The organism is Stenotrophomonas sp. SORGH_AS_0282, assembly GCF_030818125.1.
Classification (GTDB): Bacteria; Pseudomonadota; Gammaproteobacteria; order Xanthomonadales; family Xanthomonadaceae; genus Stenotrophomonas; species Stenotrophomonas rhizophila_A.
In genome coordinates, this window is record NZ_JAUTAB010000001.1 from 1,654,048 (window position 1) to 1,677,838 (window position 23,791).

Consider the following 23,791-nt stretch of genomic DNA (forward strand, 5'->3'; position numbering starts at 1 on the left):
TAGCGCCGGCCGTTGGCCGGCCCAGGCCGCCCATCCGAAAGCCCGAAGAAAATCCCACCCCATTCACACCCGAACAGGCATAAGCTTCAAAAAAACCGGCCAGCAGGGGAGGCCGGCAGCATCCAGGGTTCCGCCGTACCGGGGAGAACACCGATGTCCGCTGTGCCGACCTCAGAGCCGCCCGTGGTGCTGCCGCCGCGCCACCCCCTGATCACCGTGCTCGCGCTGGTCCTGCTGCTCCTCGGACTTGTACTGGGCGGCCTGGGCGCTTGGCTCGCGCAACTGGGCGGGTCCTGGTACTACGTCCTGGCCGGGGCAGGACTGCTTGCCGCAGGCGTGCTGCTGTGGGGTAATCGCCGCGCCGGCGCATGGGCCTACCTCCTGGTGTTCGTCGGTACGCTGCTGTGGACATGGTGGGAATCGGGCAGTGACTACTGGCGTTGGGTGCCGCGCCTGGGCGTGATCACCGCGCTGGGCTTCCTGCTCGCGCTGCTGCTGCCGACCCTGCGCACGCCGGTGCCGCGGCGCATCTCCCGCACCCTGGCCGGGGCGCTGGGCCTGGTGTTCGCGGTGGCATTCACCCTGGCCTTCGTCCCGCACGGCGCGGTGGCCGGTGCGCAGGCATTCCCGGTCGATGCCGCCGGTACCGGACTCGCCCCGACCCGCGAGGCCAGCCCGCAACCGGCCGACCAGCCCGCCCCGGGCGACTGGACCGCCTGGGGCCGCAGCAACGCGGGCACGCGCTATTCACCGCTGCAGCAGATCACGCCGGCCAACGTCGGCGACCTTGAGCTGGCCTGGCAGTTCCGCACCGGCGACCTGCCGAAGAAGCGCTGGGGCGCTGAGACCACCCCGCTCAAGGTGGGCGACAGCCTGTACCTGTGCACCGCGCGCAACCAGCTCATCGCGCTGGACGCGGCCACCGGCAAGGAGCGCTGGCGCTTCAATCCCAAGGTGAAAGACGCATCCATTCCCTACACGGCCGCATGTCGCGGGGTGGCCTACTACGAAGTGCCCGGCGTGCCGCAGGTGGATCCGGTGCTGGCCGACGTCGCCGCCGACCTGGCGCTGCCCGAACCCCCACCCAGCATGGGCAACCGGCCGCTCGCCGCGGGCAACCGCGCGCTGTGCGCGGCGAGCATCATCGAGGGTACGCTGGATGGGCGCCTGATCGCCGTCGACGCCGCCACCGGCCGTCCGTGCCCGGGCTTCGGCAACAATGGTCAGGTCGACATCACCCTGGGCATGGGCGAGGTGCCACCGGGCTATGTATCCATTACCTCGCCGCCGGCGATCGTGCGCGGGGTGATCGTCACCGGCCACCAGGTGCTGGACGGACAGCGCCGCGATGCCCCGTCCGGGGTCATCCAGGCCTACGACGCACAGACCGGCAAGCTGCGTTGGGCGTGGGACATGGATGCACCCGACCGCAGTGGGCTGCCACCGCAGGGCCAGACGTATACGCGCGGCACCCCCAACATGTGGACCACTGCGACCGGCGATGAGCAGCTGGGACTGGTGTACCTGCCGATGGGCAATTCGGCGGGCGATTACTGGAGCGGTTCGCGCACTGAAAACCAGAACCGCTATGCGACCTCGCTGGTGGCGCTGGACGTGGCCACCGGCAAACCGGTGTGGAACTTCCAGGCCGTGCGCAAGGATGTCTGGGATTACGACCTCGGCTCACAGGCCACGCTGATCGATTACCCGACCGCCGCCGGCAAGGTGCCGGCGATCCTGCTGCCGACCAAACAGGGCGACCTGTACGTGCTGGACCGCCGCACCGGCGCGCTGCTGACGCCGGCGGAAGAGCGCGCGGTGCCCCGCGGCGGAGTTGAGCCCGAACAACGCGCGCCGACCCAGCGTTTTTCGCTGTACCACACGCTGCGCAAGCCCGACCTGACCGAGCGCGACATGTGGGGCATCACGCCGATTGACCAGCTGGTCTGCCGCATCCAGTTCCGCAAGGCCAGTTACCAGGGCTTCTACACGCCGCCCACTGCAGACCGCCATTCCATCGAATACCCGGGTTACAACGGCGGTTCGGACTGGGGCAGCGTCGCGGTGGATCCGCGCCACGGCGTGATCGTGGCCAACTACAACGACATGCCCAACTACAACCGGCTGGTGCCGCGCGCCGAAGCGGACCGCAAGGGCTGGGTGCCACGCGAGCAGGTGCGTGCCGACCGCGGCGGCGCCGAAGGGGCAGGGGACCCGCAGACCGGCACCCCGTATGCCATCGACGTCAACGCCGGCTGGCGCCTGCCGTTCACCAGACTGCTGTGCAAGCAGCCGCCTTATGGGGGCATCCGTGCCATCGACCTGCGCACGGGCCAGCTGCTCTGGGACCGCCCGTTCGGCAGCGCGCGCGGCAACGGCCCGTTCGGCATCCGCTCCGGCCTGCCGATCGAGATCGGTACCCCGAACAACGGCGGCGCGGCGCTCACCGCCGGCGGCCTGATCTTCATCGCCGCCGCCACCGACGACCTGCTACGCGCCATCGACCTGAAGACCGGCAAGGAACTGTGGCACGCCAAGCTCCCCGCCGGTGGCCAGGCCAACCCCATGGTCTACGAATACGACGGCCGCCAGTACGTGGTGATCATGGCCGGCGGCCACCATTTCATGGAAACCCCGGCCGGCGATTACGTGATGGCATACGCGCTGCCGAAGGCGAGCAAGAACGGTCAGAGCCCGCGGTAGAGCCGACTGTTAGTCGGCTGCTTTTGCCCCCGCGGTAGAGCCGACTGTTAGTCGGCCGCCCGACCCGGGCTAGGGTAGAGCCGACTGTCAGTCGGCTGCTCCACCGCGAAAGAACGAGAACAACCCCGATGCCACTGCCAACAAGCGCAAGGCATTCTGAGCGCATGAGCAGCCCAAAACTCCACTATGGCCGCTGGTCCCACATCGGCAACGTCTACGCGCTCACCATGGTCTGCCAGCATCGGCAACGCAGCTTCGACGACGAGCGCTGTGTTCAGATCGTGAGCCGAACCCTTCGCGCGATGGACGAAGAAGGCTTCACCGCCTCACTGGCATGGGTCATCATGCCTGACCACGTCCACTGGCTGGCGCAATTGCGGACCCACGCGCTGGGCTATTGCGTGCAGCGCTTCAAGGCGCGCAGCAGCTACCTGATGAATCGATGTCGGAAGTGTAGCGGCGCCGTCTGGCAGCCGGGCTACTACGACCATGCGATCCGGAGCGACGAGTCACTGCGCGAACAGGCGATGTACATTCTTGCCAATCCAGTACGTGCGAAGCTTGCGGAACGGATAGGCGACTATCCACACGCATGGTGCAGATGGGAGCTGTAGAGGCAAGGAACAAAGCCGACGGTAGAGCCGACGGTAGAGCCGACTGTTAGTCGGCTGCTCTTCGCGAAACAAAAAAACACCCGACCAGCAAATCAACCCCCAAAAGCAAAAGCAGCCGACTAACAGTCGGCTCTACCGCAGGGGCAGAAACAGCCGACCAACAGTCGCCCCCAACCCACGATGGATCCGGCGCCGCACGCGACCATCACACCACCCGCACCATCCTGCGCATCAGATGCTCCACCACGCCTTGCGGATCCGCTGTCCGCCCCACGTGCGTGCTCGACATCTGCACCACCGAACTGCGCTTGGCGGTGAGGAAATGGAACCGCGCACGCGCCGGCAGCTGCGCGATGGGCCCCGCAGTAGCATCCCCCCGGCAGATCGCCACGATCGCATCCAGCCAGGGCTGCAGCGCCTCCAGGTCCAGCGACGGCGCGAACGCCTGCATCCGCACCGGGTCAATCTCAATCGCCGCCTGAAGATGCTTCGCCCCCGGGCAGGATACGATCACCCCGACGTTGATGAACTCTTCGCGTTCCACCCGCGGTACCACGCGGATCACCGCATAGTCATACGTGTGCAGCGTGGGCACGGACGGCCTCCTCTACAAAAGCGGCACGTGCCTGCAGCCGGCACTTCAGATAATCGATGTACGCCTGGCGGTAGGCCGCCGGGCTGTCGAAAGCGGGTTCGTCCACCAGCCAGCTGTCCGGCACCAGCGCGACGATGCGTTCAATCTCCGCATCCGGCAGCCGCGCCGCCAGCTCACCATCCACCTCGGGGATCTTCGTGGCGAACGACAGCAGCACATGGTCGCGGATCAGCAGGAACGGCTTCACGCAGGCATCGCCCGCCGTGGCCCAATCGTGGTGGAAGTACATCGCTGCACCGTGGTCGATCAGGTACAGCTTGCGGTGCCACACCATCAGGTTCGGGTTGCGTGCGGTGCGGTCGACATTGCTGGTGAAGGCGTCGAACCACACGATGCGCGAGGCGAGGTCGGCATCCACCGGCATCGCCGCCACGTCGTAGTTGATCGCGCCGGGCAGGTAATCGCTGCCCAGGTTCAACCCTTCGCTGGCGCGGATCAGGTCCTGGATCTCCGGGTCCGGCTCGGTGCGCGCGAACTCGCGGTCAAGCTCGACGAACACGATTTCCGGAATCGGCAGGCCGAGCGTGCGTGCCAGCTCGCCGGCAACCAGCTCGGCAATCAGCGCCTTCGGGCCCTGGCCGGCACCGCGGAACTTCAGCACGACCATGCCGTCGTCGTCGGTCTCGACCACAGCCGGCAGGGAGCCGCCCTCGCGGAGCGGTGTGATGTAACGGAGCGCGTGGACGGTACGCAAGGGACATCCATTGACGGAGTGAGCAGCGCCATCTTACCGTGGCGCCGCCCCCTCCCGCATGCAAGGACGACACCTGATGTACACCGACGAACTGCGCATCCCTGATGGCGTCCTGAGCGATCCAGAGGCCTTCGAGATCATGCGCCTGTGGGCCGCCCACGAAGAGCTCCACGTGACCCTCAATTCCGATCTCAGTGGCGGCGCCGCCGATTTCGGCGAGTTGCTCTCGGACCTGTTCGAGCATGCCGCGCGGATGTTCGCCGAGCGCGATGGGCAATCCGTCGAGCACTGCCGCGAGGTGATGCTGCGCGACTTCATGGAGCGCATCGGCGCACCCAAGGACAGCATCGAAGGCGCAATCATCGACCGCGGCGAGCGCACGCCAGCGCATTGATCCTGGGACCCGGCACACGGCAGCCCCCAAGGGCGACGCCCCCGTAGCCCGGGCCGTGCCCAGCCCCGCAACCCAGCCAGGAGCGCCGACATGCGCAACAACCAAGGCCTGGCGCGCACGAATTCCTGCCGTCGCCACCTCCCGCATCTGGTTCAGTTCGCACAGCAACCGGAACTTCGCCATCGAGCTGCCGCCCCGGTTGCTCGGCCGAATGGCAGCGTTGGGCATTTCGCTTGTACACGACGTCTACCAGGGCGCCTGATTGACGGCCACCGAAGTGCAAGGCCGGCAATGCATCCAGTGCTTTCGGCCCATTCCGGCGCGATGACCCGGTGCTAGATTCGTGGGTATGCCGGCGACATGTGCGCCGCCGGGACCCACACCTTCAAGGGGATCTGGATGCTCATCCGTCGTACCTGCCTTGCCACCGCCATTGCCGTGGCCGCGCTCAGCCTTGCCGCACCGGCATTCGCCGATTACGCCAAACCGCCGGAGCAGCTGCTCAAGGTGCTCAAGGCGCCGCCACCGCCGCAGCCCAGCCTGGACCCGAGCGGGCAGCGGCTGCTGCTGACCACCCTGCAGACCTATCCGTCGATCGAGCGCGTTGCCCAGCCGTATCTCAAGCTGGCGGGCGTGCGGCTGGAACCGAAGAACCGCAGCCGCCACGATACCCAGGGCGGCTACGGCATTCCGGCCTGCGTCGCGGACTTCTCGCTGGTGGATGTCGGCACGGCCCGCACCACCAAGGTCGCGTTGCCGCAGGGCTGTGCCGGCGTGGCGCAGTGGTCGGCCGATGGCAGCCACTTCGCGTTCCAGAACGCAGTAGACACCTCGGTGCAGCTTTGGGTAGGTGATGCACAGACCGGCCAGGTCAAGCAGATCCCGGGCGTGCAGCTCAATCCCATTTTCGGTTACACCGTGCAGTGGCTGGGCGGTGGCCAGCAGCTGCTGGTCAAGACCGTGCCGGCCAATCAGGGCCCGGCCCCGAGCAGTGGCAACGGCCCCGGTGGCCCGGACGTGCAGGAATCGCTGGGCAGCAGCGGCGAGAGCAGCACCTACGAAGCCCGCGACACCCTGACCAGCGCGCATGACGAAGCGTTGTTCGCCTACTACGGTGCCTCGCAGCTGGCCGTGGTGGACGCCAGCGCAGGCAGCGTGCGCGCCATCGGCGCGCCGGCGCTGTACAACGAGGTCAATGCCGCCCCCGATGGCGTGCATGTGCTCACCGAAACGCTCAAGGCGCCGTTCTCGCACGCGGTGACCTACCAGCGTTTCGCCAATGACGTTGCGGTGCTCGACCTGGGCACGGGCCGCAACACACCCATCGCCAGCCTGCCGCTGGCCGACCGCGTGCCGGTGCACGGCGTGCCCGAAGGCCCGCGCGATTTCGACTGGCGCTCCACCGATCCGGCCACGCTGGTCTATGCCGAAGCGCTGGACAAGGGCGACTGGAAAGTGACCGTGCCGCACCGCGACCGCGTGCTGGCGCTGAAGGCACCGTTCTCCGCCAAACCGCAGGAAATCGCGCGGACCGCGCAGCGCTTCGAAGGCATTGCCTGGAGCGCGGACCCGGCGGTGTCGTTCCTGTTCGAAAACGATGAGAACCGTCATTGGCGGCAGACCCGCATCGTCGATGTCGACCAGCCCAGGCAGGAAGGCCGGCTGCTCTGGGACCTGTCCAGCGACGAGCTCTACGCCGACCCGGGCAACCTGGTGTTCAAGCGCCTGCCCAACGGCGCGCCGGTGGTGCGCCAGGACGGCAGCTTCGTGTTCCTGCGCGGGCAGGGCAGTTCGCCGCAGGGCGACCGTCCGTTCCTGGACCGGTTGGACCTGGGCACGCTCAAGACCGAGCGTCTGTTCCGCAGTGGCGCCGACGCCTATGAGCAGGTGTTGGGGCTGACCGCCACCCCGGGCCGCTACCTGACCTGGCACCAGTCGGTGATGGACCCGCCGAATGCGTTCGTGCGCCAGCAGGGCGAACGCGCTGCCAGCGCTAAAGACGGCGAGGCGCAGTACACCTCCACCGCCACCGCGCTGACCACGCTCAGCGACCCGACCCCGGAAGTGCGCCAGATCAAGAAGCGCCTGGTCACCTACAAGCGCGCCGACGGGGTGGACCTGTCGTTCACCCTGTACACCCCGCCGGGCTACCAGGAAGGCCAGCGCGTGCCGGCCATCCTGTACGCGTACCCGGCCGACTTCGCCAATGCGGCGCAGGCCGGGCAGGTCTCCGGTTCGCAGCAGACCTTCACCCGTCTGGCGCCGTACCGGCTGATGCTGCTGGCCGGCTACGCAATCATCGACAACGCCGCGTTCCCGATCGTCGGTGATCCGAAGAATGCCTACGACACCTACCTGGAGCAGCTCGAAGCCGATGCCAAGGCCGCGGTCGACAAAGCCGTGGACCTTGGCGTGGTGGACCGTAACCGGATCGGCGTCACCGGGCACAGCCATGGTGGGCTGATGACCGCCAACCTGATCGCGCACACCGACCTGTTCAAAGCCGGCGTGGCCACCAGCGGTTCGTACAACAAGACCTTCACCCCGTTCGGTTTCCAGAACGAACGGCGTTCGGTGTGGCAGGCGCAGGATGTGTACCTGAAGGCCTCGCCGTTCTTCTATGCCGACAAGATCAAGCTGCCGCTGCTGCTGGTCCACGGCGAGGACGACGCCAACCCGGGTACCGAACCGTTCCAGTCGCGCAAGCTGTACCAGGCGATCCGCGGCAACGGCGGCATCACCCGGCTGGTGATGCTGCCCAATGAACCGCACTGGTACACGGCGCTGGAATCCAACGAGCAGCTGGTGTCGGAAATGCTCAACTGGTTCGACACCTACGTCAAAAACGCCAAGTAGCGCCACGCCCTGCGTCGCTGCGTCGATCTGGACGTGCGCTGGAGGGACGGGCACAGTGCGGGCATCGGCCAGAATACGATGCCAGGAGCTGACATGCAGGATGACCCCCGTACGTCGCACAGGAAGGTGCGCCTGCTCCGTCGGTGGGCATCCCTTGCTGCGCTCCTGCTGCCGTTGGCAGCCGGGGCGCAGCAGGCAGCGACGGATACGCTCGCCGGCACGCACCCCGACCGCCCGCGCACCTGCCTGGTGCTCGGCGGTGGCGGCGCGCGTGGCGCAGCGCATATCGGCGTGCTCAAGGTGCTGGAGCGCGAGCGGGTGCCGGTGGACTGCATCGTCGGCACCTCGATGGGCGCGGTGGTCGGCGGGCTGTATGCCTCTGGATACTCGGCCGATGAAATCGAAACCGTGCTCGACCGCATCGACTGGGCCGACGTACTGCGCGACAAACCACCGCGCAACGAACGCAGCATGCGCCGCAAGGAAGACGACCTGCGCCTGCTCGGCGGGGTCGAAGTCGGCCTGAGCAACGGCAAGATCGCGTTCCCGCGCGGCCTGATCCAGGGCCAGAAACTGGAAATGCTGTTGCGGCGGCTGCTGCTGCCGACCTGGCAGGTGCGCGATTTCGACCAGCTGCCCATCCCGTTCCGGGCGGTGGCCACCGATATCGTCACCGGCGACAAGGTGGTGTTCGGCCAGGGCGACATGGCGCTGGCGATCCGCGCCAGCATGTCGGTCCCCGGCGTGTTCGCACCGGTGCGTTACCAGGACCACCTGCTGGTCGATGGCGGCGTGGTCGACAACCTGCCGATCGACGAAGCGCGCCGGCTCGGCGCGCAGCGCCTGATCGTGGTGCGGGTGGGCACGCCGTTGATGAGCGAAGAACGCCTGGATTCGCCGTTGGCGATCAGCCACCAGATGGCCGGCGTGCTGATGAAGCGGGTGGTCGATGCTCAGCTGGCCACGCTGGGTACGCAGGATCTGCTGATCACGCCGCCGCTGGGCGACATGGGCAGCCAGGACTTCAACCACTCGCCGGCGGCGGTAGCCGTGGGCGAGCAGGCCGCACAAGCCGAGGTGGCGGGCATCCAGCGCTATCAGGTCGATCCGGCGCAGTACGCGATCTTCCAGCAGCAGCACCGGCCGCCGGCCTATGAAACGCCGATCGTCGCGTTCATCGACGTGCTGCGCGAGGACACGCAGACCCCGCGCTTCATCGAACAGCGCCTGCAGCCGCAGCTGGGCCAGCCGCTGCAACCGGAACGGATCGAACGCCAGGTTGCACTGACCTACGGCGAAGGCCGCTACGAGCAGGTGCAATGGCGGCTGGACCAGCGCGATGACCAGTTCGGCCTGGTCATCGCCCCGCAGGACAAACGCTGGGGCCCGGATTTCCTGCATTTCGCGTTGCGCCTGTCCGATGACTTCGATGGCAGCAGCAATTACCAGCTGATCAGCGAGTTCACCCGCACCGGCCTGACCGACCAGGGCGCCGAACTGAAACTGCGCATCGGCCTGGGCGAGGTGGAAGAAGCCTTCGCCGAGTACTACCACCCGTTTGGCAGCAGCGGCCGGCACGCGCTCTCGACCTATGCACGCTACCGCGCAACCGACCTGGACCTGGCGCTGCTGCAGCGCGGTTCGCTGGCGCAGTACCGCTACAGCCAATGGCTGGGTGGCCTGCGCTGGGCCTGGTCGCCGCATCCGGACTGGGAACTGGCCAGCTTCCTCGAGCGCGGGCAGGAGCGCACCCGGCTGGATGTGGGCAATCCCAGCGAGCTGGGCAACTACCGCGCCGACATGGGCAGCATCGGCTGGCAGCTGCGCCACGATTCCATCGACAGTTCGGCCTTCCCCAGCCGCGGCCAGCGCCTGTCGCTGACCCGCCAGCACTACCTGGACGCGCTGGGCACGGATGATCCCGCCGCCGTTACTCGTCTGCAGTGGGATGGCGCCTGGGCGCGGGGCGAAAGTCGCTGGCTCGGTGGACTGCGCATTTCATCCGCCCACGGCGGCGACGACCTGCTGGCCACCTACGGCTTCCTGGGCGGCCTGGGCAACCTGTCGGGGTACCCGGAAGAGGCGATCTTCGCCCCGCAGACCGCGCTGGCGCGCATGGTGTACTACCGCCGCGTGGCCCATGCCGACTCGTTGCTGACCATTCCGCTGTACGTCGGGGGCAGCCTGGAATGGGGCGGGTTCTGGCGCACGCGTGATGAGGTGAACATCGACGGCATGCAGAGTGCCGGCAGCGTGTTCGTCGGGGCCGATACGTTTCTTGGGCCGGTGTTCCTCGGCTACGGCCGCGCCCAGGGCGGGCACGACTCGTTCTATCTCACCTTCGGTTCGTTGCTGCGCACCCTCGACGGGTTCTGACGCCCCGCGACAGGGGTGCCTTTGGTCAGATTGCGGGCGGGGTTTAGATCGATACAATCGATCCAGCCACGCAGGCCGTGGCGCTACGTTGATGGTCCGTCCTTTCCGCTTTGGGAGTTCGTCGTGCACCGTTCGATGCTGGTTGCCGTTTCGCTTGTCCTGACCGCCGCGCCCTGCGCCCTGCAGGCCGCCGACCTCGCCGCCGAGGTCAATCCCTTCATCGGCACCACCAACGCCGGCAATGTGTATCCGGGTCCGTCGATGCCGTTCGGCATGGTGGCCTTCAGCCCCGAGATGACCCCGCTGCCGGGCAAGCGCTTCGCCATTGCGGCGCCCGGTGGCTACGAGTGGCGCGGCAACGGCGTGCGCGGCTTCAGCCTGACCCATGTGTCCGGTACCGGCTGCACCGGGGCCAGCGGCGACGTTCCGATCATGCCGGTCACCACCAAGGTGGAACTGTCGCCGTCGTCGGCCGAGGCCGGGCTGCGCTACGCCAGCGTGCTGGACCACAAGCGCGAGTCGGCCAGTCCCGGCGCGTACCGGCTCACGCTCGACAACGGCGTGGTGGTGGACCTGGGCGCCACTTCGCGCACCGCGGTGGGGCAGTTCCATTTCCCGGCCGACAAGCCGGCCAACCTGCTGTTCCGCACCTCCGACAGTGAAGTGGGCAGCACCGACTCGAGCATCGTGATCGATCCGGACACGCGCACCGTGCGCGGCACGGTCACCGCCGGCAACTTCTGCGGTTACCTGGCCGAGGATCGCCGCGAAAGTTATTACACCCTGCATTTCGTGGCCGAGTTCGACCAGCCCTTCGAGGTCGGCGGCACCTGGCGCGACGAGACCGTGCAGGCCGGCGCGCGCGAAGGCGGTGGCGGCACCAGCTACGGCACCCAAGGTCACCCGCCGGTAGGCAAGGGTGCAGGCGGCTGGATCCAGTTCGATCCCAAGCGCAGCCCGAAGGTGACCGCGCGCATCGGTATTTCCTACGTGGACGAGGCCGGTGCACGCGCCAACCTGCGCCGCGAAAGCCCGGTTGGCACCACGGTCGAAGCGACCCAGGCCGCGACCCGCGCCGAATGGAACAAGACGCTGGGCCAGGTGCGCGTGGCCGGCGGAACACCCGACGAACGCACCGTGTTCTACACCGCCCTGTACCACACGCTGCTCGCGCCCAACCTGTTCAGTGACGGCGATGGCCGCTACCGGGGCATGGACGGCAAGGTGCACACGTTGGCGAAGGGCCAGCGTGCGCAGTACGCCAACTATTCCGGCTGGGACGTGTACCGCTCGCAGCTGCAGCTGGTCACGCTGCTGCAGCCGCAGGTCGGTTCGGACATCGCGCAGTCGCTGCTCAACCAGGCCGACCAGAACGGCGGCGTGTGGGACCGCTGGACGCACCTGACCGGTGCCACCGGGGTGATGAACGGCGATCCGTCACCGCCGTCGGTCGCCGCGATCTACGCGTTCGGTGGCCGCAACTTCGATCTGAAACGCGCCTACGCCTCGCTCAAGCAGGCGGCCACGGTGCCGACCGAACGCGACCTCAGCCGGCGCGGCTGCCCGGTGCTGTGCGTCGGCCAGCGCCCGGGCCTGGACCAGTGGATGGCGCTGAAGTACATGCCGGTGGGCGCGCCGGGCTGGGGCACCGCCTCGGACACGCTGGAAATGGCGGCCGCTGATTTCGGCCTTGCCGAACTTGCCAACGCCGCAGGCGACAAACAGGGCGCGACGCTGTTCCGCGAACGCTCCGGCTGGTGGCGCAACCTGTACAACCCCAAGGCGACGGCGCAGGCCGGCTACATCCAGCCGCGCAATGCCGATGGCAGCTGGCCGGCGTTCGATCCGGCCTCGGATGAGGAGTTCGTCGAAGGCAGCGGTGCGCAGTATCTGTGGATGGTGCCGTTCGACCCGGCCGGGCTGATCGCCACGCTAGGCGGCCGCGACGCGGCCATCCAGCGCCTGGATGCGTTCTTCCGCAAGGAAGACGGCGCGTGGGCAGTGACCAAATCGGGCCCGTTGCATGCCGAGCTGGACAACGAACCCTCGGTGGCGGCACCGTGGCTGTACAACTTCGTCGGCCAGCCGTGGAAAACACAGGAAACCGTGCGCCAAGCCATGCGCCAGATCTGGACCAATGCGCCTGAAGGCATGCCCGGCAACGATGACCTGGGCCAGATGTCGTCGTGGTACGTGTGGTCGGCGCTGGGCCTGTACCCGCTCTACCCGGGCCGTGCCGACCTGGTGATCGGCAGCCCGCTGTTCCGCGAAGCGGTCATCCAGCGCCCCGGCGCCACGTTGACCATCACCGCCAACGGCGCGGCGATGGACGCACCGTACGTGCAGTCGCTGCGCGTGGACGGCAAGCCCAGCGAGGCCAGCTGGCTGCCGGCCAGCGTGGTGCAGAAGGGCGGCACGCTGGAGTTTGAACTGGGCAAGGCGAAGAACACGCAGTGGGGCACCGCCACGCTGCCGCCGTCGTATGGGCCGAACTGACATGCAGCATCACATGGCATCCGTGATCGACCCTGACGGTCACCGGATGGGGGCCGTGGCCAACGCTATCGACGGGGCCATCCCGCGATGAACCTGACCCATCCGCTCCTGCAGCGCAGTGCCGGCATCCTGCCGTGGGTGGGGTTGGCCGCCAGTGTGGCCATGGCGTTCGTGGTGACCCTGTTCGGGGCACTGCTTCTGCCGCAGTTCGTGGAGATGTTCGGCAGCGCCGGCCAGGCACTGCCGTGGATCAGCCGCGTCTACAGCCAGGGTTATCTGCTGGCCTGGCTGGCGCCGGCGCTGGTGGGGGCGTGCTGGCACTTCGGCCCGCCCATCGCCGGCCGCATCCTGGCCGGGCTGCTGGGCCTTGGCGCAGGCCTGCTGGGCTCGGTGGGCATACTGTTTGCGATGTACCTGCCTTACTTCATGCTGGGTTCGCTGGTCTGAGTTCAACGGCGGCATCGAGACTGGGCCTGCACCAGGCGACGCAGCCGCTCCGTCACCGCGGGCGACCTGACCTGGATCAAGGCCAGCCGATCAGTGCGCCACTGGCAGCCCCAGCAGCTCGGACAGTCCCATCCAGCCGATCTCGACACCGATGCACAGGATCACGAACGCCAACAGGCGCAGCATCACCTGCATGCCCGTAGGCCCCAGCAAGGATTGCAGCCGCCCGGCGTAGCGCATGCACAGGTAGATCAGCACGCTCAACGCCAGCAGCGCGCAGCCTGCCGCGACGACATGCACCGATTCCGGCCCGTCTTTGGGCGAGGTGGTGCCCACGGCCGTCGCAACCGCGATCGCACCGGGACCCACGGTCAGCGGCAGGGTGAACGGGTAGAACGTCTGCGACTCCACCGTGGCATCCAGGTCGTGGCGCGCCTCCGCTTCGGCGGCGCCGGCCACCGAGCTGCGTTCGGCCTGCGCCGGTGCCTGCAGCAGGCGCCAGCCGGTGGCGGCAATCACCAGCCCGCCGGCCAGGCGCAACACCGGGATGGAGATGCCGAAGAAGGACAACACCCACGCCCCGACGCTGACCGACACAGCTAGCATCATCAGGCTGTTGAACGCCACCGCGCGAGCGACCCGGCCGCGCTGGGCGGGCGTGGCATCGGGCAGCAGGCCCAGCACCATCAGTGCCGCTCCCGGCGGATTGATAACCGGCAGCAGGCTGGTGAAAATCACCAGGAAAGCGTGGCTGAACTCATTCCACATGTGCGTCTGCCGTGAAGCACGGTTGCCTAGGGCCGCCAGAACCCAACCTGCAGCTCGGCCAGGGTCAGGTCGTTGTCGTGGTTGGTATCCAGTGATTGGAAGCGCAACTCCGCCACGCGGCGTACTTCCTCGTCGCTCAGCTCGCCATCGCCATTGAGATCGGCGACCCGGATGCGGTCTGCCGCCGTGAGCTGGCCATCGCGGTCCGGGCCGAGCAGTGCCTGCACTTCTTCGACCGTGACGCGGTAGTTGTGATCGGCATCGAGCGTGCGGAACAGCGCGCTGCCGTCGTACTCGTCTTCGCTGACCACGCCATCGCTGTTCTTGTCGAGCGTGGCGAAACGGGTCGCGGCGGTGTCGCCCACCGATTGGGCGTGGCCCGCGGCGGCAACGCCCAGGCAGAGCACGAGGGAACAGGCGAGACGCGTGGCGATCTGGCTCACGGGAAGCTCCGCAGCAGGGCAGGGAAGGCCTCCAGTCTCCGCCGTGCAGGCACGCGCGGCTACGGCAATCCCCGCGCCCGGCGCCAGTATTTCTACTGGCACCGGTTCGCTGGCCTCAATTGAAGCGCCAGCGGATGCCTGCATACACCCCGCGACCGTCGCCCGGTGTCGAGCGCGCCACGTCCCTGCCAGCGTCGTCATAGCCCGGCGTCACAGTAGCCGCGTAGTGGCGATCGCCCAGGTTGCGCAGTTCGGCCCAGGCCTGCCAGCGGCCGTTCGGTGCATCGAAGCCCACCCGCGTGCCGAAGATGAGGTGGCTGTCGGCGCGGAAGCTGTTGGCGTAGTCCACGAACATCGCCGAGGCGTACTCGGTGTTGACCGCGGCGTAGAACCCGGTCGGATGATCAAAGCGCAGTTCGCCCTGGTAGTAGTGGCGCGGCAGGCCCGGCAGGCGGTTGCTGCCGAAGCGGGCATCGTGGCGGTAGCGGAAGTCGCTGAAGGTATACGCCTGGCGCAGCGAGAGGCGACCGTCGGCGCCCTGCCACAGGGTGCTGTCCAGCCCGGCCTCGATGCCACGGTGCACGGTCGGGCTGGCGTTGTTCTCGGCCACGAACAGGTTCGGTACCGGAACGACTTCCACGCTCAGCAGTTCATGCAGCACGCGCGCGTAGTAGCCGGTCAGTTCCCAGCGGCCGAGTGCGCTGTCGCCGCGCGCGCCCAGCTCGAGCGTGGTGGCGGTCTGGTTGTCCAGCGCCACCGGTGCGCGTTGGCGTCCGCTGGACGCGCCGTTGCCGGGGGCGAAATACAGGTTCGAGCCCCAGATCATCGACCACGGGTGCGCCGGCTCCACCGAGCGGCTCAGGTTGCCGAACCACTGCGTGGCGGGGGTCTGCTGCCAGGTGAAGCCCAGTCGCGGCGCGTAGTCCCAGTCGCTGCCCGACAGCCGTTCCGGCGTGCTCGGCCAGGTGACCTGCACGTCGTGGCGGGTGTTGATCAGCGCAAGGCCGGTCTGCAGGCGCAGCGTGTCGCTCAGCGCCAGGTCATTGCCCACATGCAGCGTGCTGTTGGTGCCGTGGTGGGAGAAGTCGCGGGTGTGGGTGCCGGCGGGGTAGCCGCTGCTGGGGTAGCGCAGGGTTTCGCGCACGTCCGCATCCAGGTCGTGGGTGACGCGCAGGCCGAGCGTGGTCACGCTGTCGCGCCCGAACAGCAGGTGTTGCCGCCGGTAATCCAGCGTGGCGTTGAGGTTGGTGTAATCCAGCTGCTGCCGGTACAGGCTCTCGTTGAGATCCATCGGGTAGTGGTGGTAGACCAGCCCCGCCTGCAGCGAGGAATCGTCATCGATCTGCAGCGTGGTCATGTTGCCCAGCCAGGTGCTGCCCGGCTGCGGGCGCTGCGCATCGATGGCAAGGTTGGCCGGGTTGGCCGCGCGGGGATCGTTGCGGATCTGCGCGCGGGTGAGGCGTCCGGGCGTCTGGTGGTTGGTCTCGCGGTAGCGGAGGAAGAAGCGCGTTTCCAGCTGCGGGGTGATCTGCCAGCCCACGTTCGCCATCGCACCCTTGCCGTCGCCGGCGGCGTGCTGCTGGTAGCCGTCGTATTCGGTATCGGTGTAGGCCAGGTAGTAGTCCACGTCGCCCGCCTCGCCGCCGTAGCCTACGCTGCGCTTCTGGTAGCCACGGCTGCCCGCTTCATACTGCAGTTCCAGGCCGGTGGCGTCACGGCCGCTGCGGCTGACGTAGTTGATCGCACCCCCCAACGCCAGCGCGCCGGTTTCAAACCCGTTGGCCCCGCGCAGCACCTCGGCGCGGCTGAGCCACAACGGTTCCAGCAGCTCGTAGGGGGTGCCACCCGGGCCGGTGAGGGGCAGGCCATCCAGCGAGACCGAGATGCCGGAGGCATGCGCGCCGGGGCCGCGGTTGATGCCCGAGCCCCGAATGGAGACCTTGGCCCCTTCGTTGCCGGGCGACAGCGCGCTGATGCCGGGCTGGTAGGCCAGCACATCGGCGGTGCCGGCCAGGCGGCCATCGGTGCGGGCCAGGTCGATCACATTGCCGGCACCGGGCACGCGTTTGAGCGCGGCACGGGCCTGTTCGGTGGTGTCGGCGGCGGTGACGTTGACCGATTCCAGCGTTGTGGGCCTGTCGGCCGGAGCGGCGGAGGCGGTGGCAACCAGTACGGTCGAAAGGGCCAGGGTCAGCGTGGACAGGGTAGGGCGGTGCAACGACAGGAGAGGGGGCATGCGTCTGGAATCGGTACGAAATGGGCAGCGGCGGCCAGGCACGACACCTGTAAACCGTCGCGAGGTCGCGAAAGTTAACAGGTTGCGCCGCCGCCGTCACCCACCGAAGGAACGGGGGGGTAGGGTCGGTTCCCAAACGACTGCACGCACGGCAGGCGATCCCTTTAACGCATGGACGCCTGCAACCACGCTGCTTCGGGAGAGGCGATCCCGATCATTGCAATGCCGCCACGGGGCGCGGTGTGGCTATCGGCAGTCGATCGGGATGCGACCCTACCAAGCTGCGGAGCGTGCGGCCTGGGTGAGAAACAGGTTTCCCGGGCTCCCGGCACGGCCATGCTGACCTCAAGCTGGGCGGCATGCGTTCAAAGAATCCCAGGCAGATCCAACCCCTTCTCCCTCGCGCATTCAATCGCGATCTCATAGCCCGCATCCGCATGCCGCATCACGCCGGTGGCCGGGTCGTTCCAGAGCACGCGCGCGATGCGCTTGGCGGCGGCTTCGGTGCCGTCGCAGACGATCACCATGCCGGCGTGCTGCGAAAAGCCCATGCCCACGCCGCCGCCGTGGTGCAGTGACACCCAGGTCGCGCCGCTGGCGGTATTGAGCAGGGCGTTGAGCAGTGGCCAGTCCGAGACCGCGTCCGAGCCGTCGGCCATCGCTTCGGTTTCGCGGTTCGGCGACGCAACGCTTCCGCTGTCCAGGTGGTCGCGGCCGATCACCACCGGTGCCTTCAGCTCGCCGTTGGCGACCATTTCGTTGAACGCCAGCCCGAGGCGATCACGGTCCCCCAGGCCGACCCAGCAGATGCGCGCGGGCAGGCCCTGGAACTTGATCTTCTCGGCGGCCATGTCCAGCCAGCGGTGCAGGTGCGGGTTGTCCGGAATCAGTTCCTTCACCTTCGCATCCGTTTTGGCGATGTCCTCCGGGTCGCCGCTCAGTGCGGCCCAGCGGAACGGGCCGATGCCGCGGCAGAACAGCGGGCGGATATAGGCGGGCACGAAGCCGGGGAAATCGAAGGCGTTTTCCACGCCTTCTTCCAACGCCATCTGGCGCAGGTTGTTGCCGTAATCCACGGTCGGCACGCCCAGCGCATGGAAGGCGAGCATGGCCTGGATGTGGTTGGCCATCGACGCGCGCGCGGCTTTCTCGACCACCTTCGGCGCGCTCACGCGCTGTTCGTCCCATTGCTCCACCGTCCAGTCCTGCGGCAGGTAGCCGTTGACCGGGTCATGCGCGGAGGTCTGGTCGGTCAGCAGGTCCGGTTTGACCCCGCGCACCAGCAGTTCGTCCAGCACGTCGGCGACGTTGCCGAGCACGCCCACCGACAGCGGCTTCCTGGCCGTGCAGGATTCCTCGATCAGGCGCAGCGCTTCGTCCAGGTTGTCGGTCCAGGTATCCAGGTAGCCGGTGCGCAGGCGCATCTCGATGCTGCTCTTGCGGCACTCCACTGCCAGGCACGAGGCACCGGCCATCACCGCGGCCAGCGGCTGCGCGCCACCCATGCCGCCGAGGCCGCCGGTGAACAGCCACTTGCCGGCCAGGCTGCCGTTGTAGTGCTGGCGGCCCATTTCCACGAAGGTTTCGTAGGTGCCCTGCACGATGCCCTGCGCACCGATGTAGATCCAGCTGCCGGCGGTCATCTGGCCGTACATGGCCAGGCCCTTCTTATCCAGCTCGTTGAAGTGGTCCCAGTTGGCCCAGCGCGGCACCAGGTTCGAGTTGGCGATCAACACGCGCGGTGCATCGGCATGGGTGCGGAACACGCCCACCGGCTTGCCCGACTGCACCAGCAGGGTCTGGTCGTCTTCCAGGCGGGTGAGGGTCTCGATGATGGCGTCGTAGCTTTCCCAGTCGCGCGCGGCGCGGCCGATGCCGCCGTACACCACCAGTTCCTGCGGGCGCTCGGCCACGTCCGGGTGCAGGTTGTTCATCAGCATGCGCAACGGCGCCTCGGTCAGCCAGCTCCTGGCGGTGAGCGTGCTGCCGGTGGGGGCGATGATGGTGCGGGTGGAATCGTGACGGCTCATGCAGCACTCCGGGAGTTCGCGAATTCAAGGCAGGCGGTAAGCACCTGCTGCAGCGTGTGGCGCAGCGGCGCAGCGTGGTCGGGGTCGATCGGGGTGGGCCAGCTGTGCACGTCCACCTGTTCGGGTTCGGGTTCGTGCATGTAGCCGCGGCAGGCCAGCTCCATCTGCAGGCTGTGCACGCCGCCGGCGATGTCGCTGTAGTGGCGGGTGATCCAGCCGCCCTTGAAGCGGCCGTTGCGCACATGCGACAGGCCGCTGATCCGGCACAGGTTCTCCACCACATCGCTGAGCGCGTTGTCGCAGGAGGTATCCGGCGCGCCGGAGGGACCGGCAGTGCCCAGGTTGAACTGCGGCAGCTCCCCATCGAACAGGTGGGGGATGTGCGAGCGGATCGAATGCGCGTCGTATACCACCACGGTACCGTGGCGCTGGCGCAGGCGCGCGATCTGCGCGGCCAGCGCCGCGTGATAGGGCGCAAAATACGTATCGCGGCGCTGGGCGATCGCGTCGGCATCCGGCTCCCGGCCCGGGCGGTACAGCGGCTGGCTGTCGAAGGTGGTCAGCGGGCACAGCCCGGTGGTGTTCTGCCCGGGATACAGCGAGACGCCGCTGGGGTCGCGGTTGAGGTCGATCACCGAACGCGAGATCGCCGAACGCACCGTGGTGGCGCCCATGCGCTGCGCGAACTCATATAGCTCATGCACCCACCAGTCGGCATCGCGGCGGGCCAGCCACGGCGACACGAAATCGCCGGCAAGCGCATCGGGCAGTTCGGTGCCGGTGTGCGGGAAGCTGACGATCAGCGGCGCATCGCCTTCATGCACCTGCAGCCAGTCCGGATGCGCGGTCATGCCAGCGGCTCCACCTGCGGCAGGATGTCGGCCAGCCCTTCGGCCAGCGCGCCGCTGCGCACCAGCGCGGTGGCGGCCAGCATGTCCGGGTGGAAGTAGCGGTCATCCTGCAGGGTCGGCACCTGCGCACGCAGGCGCTGGCGCACTGCTTCCAGCGCATCGCTGGAGCGCAGGCCACCGTGGAAGTCGCACCCCTGCGCGGCGGCCAGCAGCTCGATACCTACCACGTTGGCCGCGTTCTCGGCCATCTGCAGCAGGCGGCGTGCGCCATGCGCGGCCATCGAGACGTGGTCTTCCTGGTTGGCCGAGGTGGGAATCGAATCCACGCTGGCCGGGTAGGCGCGCTGCTTGTTTTCCGAAACCAGCGCGGCGGCGGTCACCTGCGGAATCATGAAACCGGAATTCAGGCCCGGCTTCGGGGTGAGGAACGCGGGCAGGCCCGACAGCGCCGGGTCGACCAGCATCGCGGTGCGGCGTTCACTGATCGAACCGATCTCGCACACCGCCATCGCCAGCATGTCGGCGGCGAACGCAACCGGTTCGGCGTGGAAGTTGCCGCCGGACAGCGCTTCGTTGGTATCGGTGAACACCAGCGGATTGTCGGACACGCCATTGGCCTCGATCGACAGCGTGGTGGCGGCCTGGCGCATCACATCAAACGCCGCGCCCATCACCTGCGGCTGGCAGCGAAGGCAGTACGGGTCCTGCACGCGCACGTCGTTGTCGCGATGCGATTCACGGATCGCCGAGCCCTGCATCAACCTGCGCAGCGCCGCAGCCGTGGCGATCTGGCCACGCTGGCCGCGGATCTGGTGGATGCGCGGATCGAACGGGGTATCCGAGCCCTTGGCCGCTTCCACCGACAGCGCACCGGTGACCAGCGCGGCCTGGAACACGGTGGTGATCTCGAACAGCCCGGCCAGCGCATAAGCGGTGGAGTACTGGGTGCCGTTGAGCAGGGCCAGGCCTTCCTTGGCGCCCAGGACCAGCGGCGCCAGGCCGAAGCGGGCCAACGCATCGGCGGCCGGCAGGCGCTCGCCGCCGACGAATGCCTCGCCTACGCCGATCATTACGCTGGCCAGGTGCGACAACGGCGCCAGGTCGCCCGAGGCGCCCACCGAGCCTTGGCACGGAATCACCGGCACCAGGTCGTGCTGCAGGAAGGCTTCCAGCAAGGCGAGCGTTTCCGGGCGGATGCCCGAGGCGCCCTGGGCCAGGCTGGTCAGCTTCAGCGCCATCATCAGGCGCACCACCGGCGCGGGCATCGGCTCACCGACGCCGGCGGCGTGCGACAGCACGATATTGCGCTGCAGGGTTTCCAGGTCGTCGCGTTCGATGCGTACGCTGGCCAGCTTGCCGAAGCCGGTGTTGATGCCGTACACCGGCTCGCCCTTGGCCACGATGTCGGCCACGGTCTGCGCGCTGCGGCGTACCGCTTCGGCCGACGCGGGGTCCAGGCGCACGCGGGCACCGTCGAAGATCGCGCGCCAGTGCGCCAGCGTCACCGCGCCGGGCTGCAGGGTCAGGGTCGTACTCATGGAATCTCCAGGCATCTCTATGTTCAGACGGATACGCCGCGCATCACGCGCGCGTGCAGGGGGTTGAAGCCGATGCGGTAGACAAGGTCGGCAGGCGCCTCGATGTCCCACACGGCCAGGTTGCAGTCCAGCCCAATCGCCAGGCGGCCGATCCGCGCCTGCCGGCCCAGCGCACGCGCCGCTTCACGGGTGAAGCCGGCAATGCACTCGTCCACGGTCATGCGGAACAGTGTTGCGGCCATGTTCATGGCCAGCAGCGGGCTGGTCAGCGGCGAGGTGCCGGGGTTGCTGTCGGTGGCCAGTGCCAGCGGTACGCCGGCCGCGCGCAGCGCGTCGATCGGGGGCAGGGTGGTGTCGCGGGTGAAATAGAACGCGCCCGGCAGCAGCACCGCCACGGTGCCGGCAGCACGCATCGCGGCAATGCCGTCTGCATCGAGGTGTTCGATGTGGTCGGCCGACAGCGCGCCATGCCGCGCGGCCAACGCAGCGCCGTGCTGGTTGCTGAGCTGTTCGGCGTGGATCTTCACCGCCAGGCCGTGCGCCTGCGCGGCCACGAACACCTGCTCGGCCTGCGCGGTGCTGAAGGCGATGTTCTCGCAGAACACATCGACCGCTTCGGCCAGGTCCTGCGCGGCCACCGCCGGAATCATCACGTTGCACACCTCATCGATGTACTCCTGCGCCTGCCGCCCTGGCGGCACCGCGTGTGCACCGAGGAAGGTGGGCACCACCTCGACCGCGCGCTGCCGCGACAGCTCGCGGGCCACGCGCAGCTGCTTGGTTTCATCGTCAAGCGAGAGGCCGTAGCCGGATTTGATTTCCACCGTGGTGAGGCCTTCGGCCAGCATCGCGTCCAGCCGCGGCAGGCTGGCCGCCAGCAGCTCCGCTTCGCTGGCGGCACGGGTGGCGCGCACAGTGGAGACGATGCCGCCGCCGGCACGGGCGATGTCGGCATAGCTCACCCCCTGCAGGCGCTGTTCGAATTCATTGGCGCGGTTGCCGGCGTACACCAGGTGGGTGTGGCAGTCGACCAGCCCCGGGCTGATCCAGCGTCCGCCGCAGTCCACGCGGCGGTTCGGCTGCAGGTGCGCTTCGGAACCGGCCGGGCCGACGTGCACGATGCGCCCGTCGTGGGCGGCGATCACCCCGTCGCGGATCACGCCCAGGCCAGGGCCGTCGACGGTGATCAGGTGGGCGTTGGTCCAGAGGGTGTCACAGTGCATGGCAGCAACCACGGCGGCTTATATGTCTATACAATATAGGCGCCACTTCCGGGATGTCCAGTGATGCCAGCCAACCCCGCTTCCGTCCTCGCTTTCCACGCCGACCATGCCCTGCTGCCGCAGGGGTGGGCGCGCGATGTGCGCATCGTCTGCGCTGGCGGCACCCTGCAGTCGGTCACCCCGGGCGCGCCCGCGCAGCCTGGCGACACGGCGCTGGCGATCGCGCTGCCCGGGCTGGGCAACCTGCACAGCCACGCCTTCCAGCGCGGCATGGCCGGGTTGACTGAAATCGGCGGGCGCAGCGGCGACAGCTTCTGGAGCTGGCGCGAACTGATGTACCGGTTCCTGGCCCACCTGCAGCCCGATGCGGTGCAGGCCATCGCCGAACAGGCCTACGTGGAGATGCTCGAATCCGGCTTCACCCGCGTGGGCGAGTTCCACTACCTGCACCATGCCCCGGACGGCACGCCGTATGCCGACCGCGCCGAGATGGCCGCGCGCATCGCCGCGGCAGCGCAGGGCAGTGGCATCGGCCTGACCCTGCTGCCGGTGTTCTACGCGCACGCCGATTTCGGTGGCGCAGCGCCGAACCCGGCCCAGCGCCGGCTGCTGCATGACGTGGACGGGTTCGCCGCGCTGCTCGACGGCTGCCGCCATGCGCTGCGCGGACAGGACGATGCGGTGCTGGGCATCGCGCCGCACAGCCTGCGCGCGGTGACCGGCGAGGAGCTGGCGGCGCTGCTGCCGCTCAACCGCGGCCCGGTGCACATCCATATCGCCGAACAGACCCGCGAGGTCGATGCCTGCGTGGCCTGGAGCGGGCTGCGTCCCGTGCGCTGGCTGTACGAACACGCCGCCGTCGATGAACGCTGGTGCCTGGTGCATGCCACCCACGTCGATGCCGACGAAGTGCAGCGCATGCTGGCCAGCCGTGCCGTGGTCGGGCTGTGCCCGATCACCGAGGCCAACCTGGGCGATGGGCTGTTCCCGATGCAGGCCTTCGCGCGGGGCGGCGGCCGGTTCGGGGTGGGCTCGGATTCCAACGTGCTGATCGATGCGGCCGAAGAGCTGCGCCTGCTCGAATACGGGCAGCGCCTGCAGCTGCGTGGGCGTAACGTGCTCGCGCCGCAGGAAGGCGTTTCCAGCGGGCGCTGGCTGTTTGAACAGTCGCTGCAGGGCGCCGCGCAGGCCTTGGGCGTCACCACTGGCCTGCAGCCCGGTGCGCCGGCCGACGTGGTGGAACTGGACCCGCAGCACCCGGCGCTGATCGCGCGCGACGGCGATGCCTGGCTTGACAGCTGGGTGTTCGCCGCCCGTAATGGCGCCGTCCGATCGGTCTGGCGCGGGGGGCGCGAGCTGGTACGGCAAGGCCGCCACCTGCAGCGCGACGCCGTAGCGGCGCGCTTTGCCCACGCCCTTCGCGGCGTGCTTGCCGCGCACTGAACGTGGCCGCCACCCCTACCAGGA

17 protein-coding genes are annotated in these 23,791 nt (G+C 68.2%); 8 read left to right on the forward strand and 9 right to left on the reverse strand.

Annotated elements, in window-relative coordinates; genetic code table 11:
• Positions 1-153 precede the first annotated feature (153 nt).
• Together QE395_RS07260 and QE395_RS07265 are read left to right on the forward strand one after the other, a co-directional pair.
• Positions 154-2,703, forward strand: coding sequence for a membrane-bound PQQ-dependent dehydrogenase, glucose/quinate/shikimate family (locus QE395_RS07260; protein ID WP_306988224.1), 2,550 nt, complete (start codon positions 154-156; stop codon positions 2,701-2,703).
• Positions 2,704-2,867: 164 nt separating this feature from the next.
• A complete protein-coding gene (locus QE395_RS07265) occupies positions 2,868-3,317 on the forward strand; it encodes a transposase (RefSeq protein ID WP_306988225.1) in 450 nt (149 codons plus the stop codon).
• Between the two features lie 205 nt (positions 3,318-3,522).
• Here the strand turns inward: QE395_RS07265 and QE395_RS07270 are convergent, their stop codons facing one another.
• The gene (locus QE395_RS07270) at positions 3,523-3,912 is read right to left on the reverse strand and encodes a DUF3037 domain-containing protein (RefSeq protein WP_095362726.1); all 390 of its coding nucleotides are present in this window, start codon (positions 3,910-3,912) and stop codon (positions 3,523-3,525) included.
• A complete protein-coding gene (locus tag QE395_RS07275) occupies positions 3,890-4,666 on the reverse strand; it encodes a HipA family kinase (protein ID WP_306988227.1) in 777 nt (258 codons plus the stop codon). The genes QE395_RS07270 and QE395_RS07275 overlap by 23 nt, the downstream gene beginning before the upstream one ends.
• A 76-nt stretch (positions 4,667-4,742) precedes the next feature.
• Between QE395_RS07275 and QE395_RS07280 the strand changes: the two genes are divergently transcribed.
• From QE395_RS07280 to QE395_RS07300, 5 genes are all read left to right on the forward strand, one after another.
• Positions 4,743-5,060, forward strand: coding sequence for a DUF5076 domain-containing protein (locus QE395_RS07280; protein ID WP_083214175.1), 318 nt, complete (start codon positions 4,743-4,745; stop codon positions 5,058-5,060).
• Between the two features lie 399 nt (positions 5,061-5,459).
• A complete protein-coding gene (locus tag QE395_RS07285; protein WP_249832741.1) occupies positions 5,460-7,916 on the forward strand; it encodes a prolyl oligopeptidase family serine peptidase in 2,457 nt (818 codons plus the stop codon).
• Positions 7,917-8,009: 93 nt separating this feature from the next.
• A complete protein-coding gene (locus QE395_RS07290; RefSeq protein WP_306988231.1) occupies positions 8,010-10,292 on the forward strand; it encodes a patatin-like phospholipase family protein in 2,283 nt (760 codons plus the stop codon).
• 123 nt (positions 10,293-10,415) lie between these two features.
• Positions 10,416-12,788, forward strand: coding sequence for a GH92 family glycosyl hydrolase (locus tag QE395_RS07295; protein ID WP_306988234.1), 2,373 nt, complete (start codon positions 10,416-10,418; stop codon positions 12,786-12,788).
• Between the two features lie 87 nt (positions 12,789-12,875).
• Positions 12,876-13,235: a hypothetical protein gene (locus QE395_RS07300; RefSeq protein ID WP_306988236.1), complete on the forward strand. Its 360-nt coding sequence runs from the start codon at positions 12,876-12,878 to the stop codon at positions 13,233-13,235.
• Between the two features lie 90 nt (positions 13,236-13,325).
• On the opposite strand, the gene QE395_RS07305 is transcribed toward QE395_RS07300, so the two are convergent.
• The 7 genes from QE395_RS07305 to hutI form a co-directional block, all read right to left on the reverse strand.
• Positions 13,326-14,003, reverse strand: coding sequence for a MarC family protein (locus QE395_RS07305; RefSeq protein WP_306988237.1), 678 nt, complete (start codon positions 14,001-14,003; stop codon positions 13,326-13,328).
• Positions 14,004-14,029: 26 nt separating this feature from the next.
• Positions 14,030-14,446 carry a hypothetical protein gene (locus tag QE395_RS07310; protein ID WP_306988238.1) on the reverse strand — a complete coding sequence of 139 codons (417 nt, stop codon included), beginning with the start codon at positions 14,444-14,446 and terminating at the stop codon, positions 14,030-14,032.
• Between the two features lie 115 nt (positions 14,447-14,561).
• Positions 14,562-16,682, reverse strand: coding sequence for a TonB-dependent receptor (locus QE395_RS07315; RefSeq protein ID WP_306988240.1), 2,121 nt, complete (start codon positions 16,680-16,682; stop codon positions 14,562-14,564).
• A gap of 365 nt (positions 16,683-17,047) precedes the next feature.
• Entirely contained in the window at positions 17,048-18,712 is a 1,665-nt protein-coding gene (hutU, locus tag QE395_RS07320) for a urocanate hydratase (RefSeq protein WP_306988242.1), read from the reverse strand.
• On the reverse strand, positions 18,709-19,563 hold the full coding sequence (hutG, locus tag QE395_RS07325; protein ID WP_093532572.1) for an N-formylglutamate deformylase: 855 nt from the start codon (positions 19,561-19,563) through the stop codon (positions 18,709-18,711). The genes hutU and hutG overlap by 4 nt, the downstream gene beginning before the upstream one ends.
• A complete protein-coding gene (gene hutH / locus QE395_RS07330; RefSeq protein WP_068852807.1) occupies positions 19,560-21,101 on the reverse strand; it encodes a histidine ammonia-lyase in 1,542 nt (513 codons plus the stop codon). Before hutH ends, hutG begins: the two co-directional genes overlap by 4 nt.
• A gap of 23 nt (positions 21,102-21,124) precedes the next feature.
• The gene (hutI, locus tag QE395_RS07335; RefSeq protein ID WP_306988244.1) at positions 21,125-22,324 is read right to left on the reverse strand and encodes an imidazolonepropionase; all 1,200 of its coding nucleotides are present in this window, start codon (positions 22,322-22,324) and stop codon (positions 21,125-21,127) included.
• Positions 22,325-22,387: 63 nt separating this feature from the next.
• Here hutI and QE395_RS07340 point away from each other — a divergent pair, with 63 nt between their 5' ends.
• Positions 22,388-23,767 carry a formimidoylglutamate deiminase gene (locus QE395_RS07340; protein WP_306988246.1) on the forward strand — a complete coding sequence of 460 codons (1,380 nt, stop codon included), beginning with the start codon at positions 22,388-22,390 and terminating at the stop codon, positions 23,765-23,767.
• Positions 23,768-23,791: the final 24 nt, after the last annotated feature.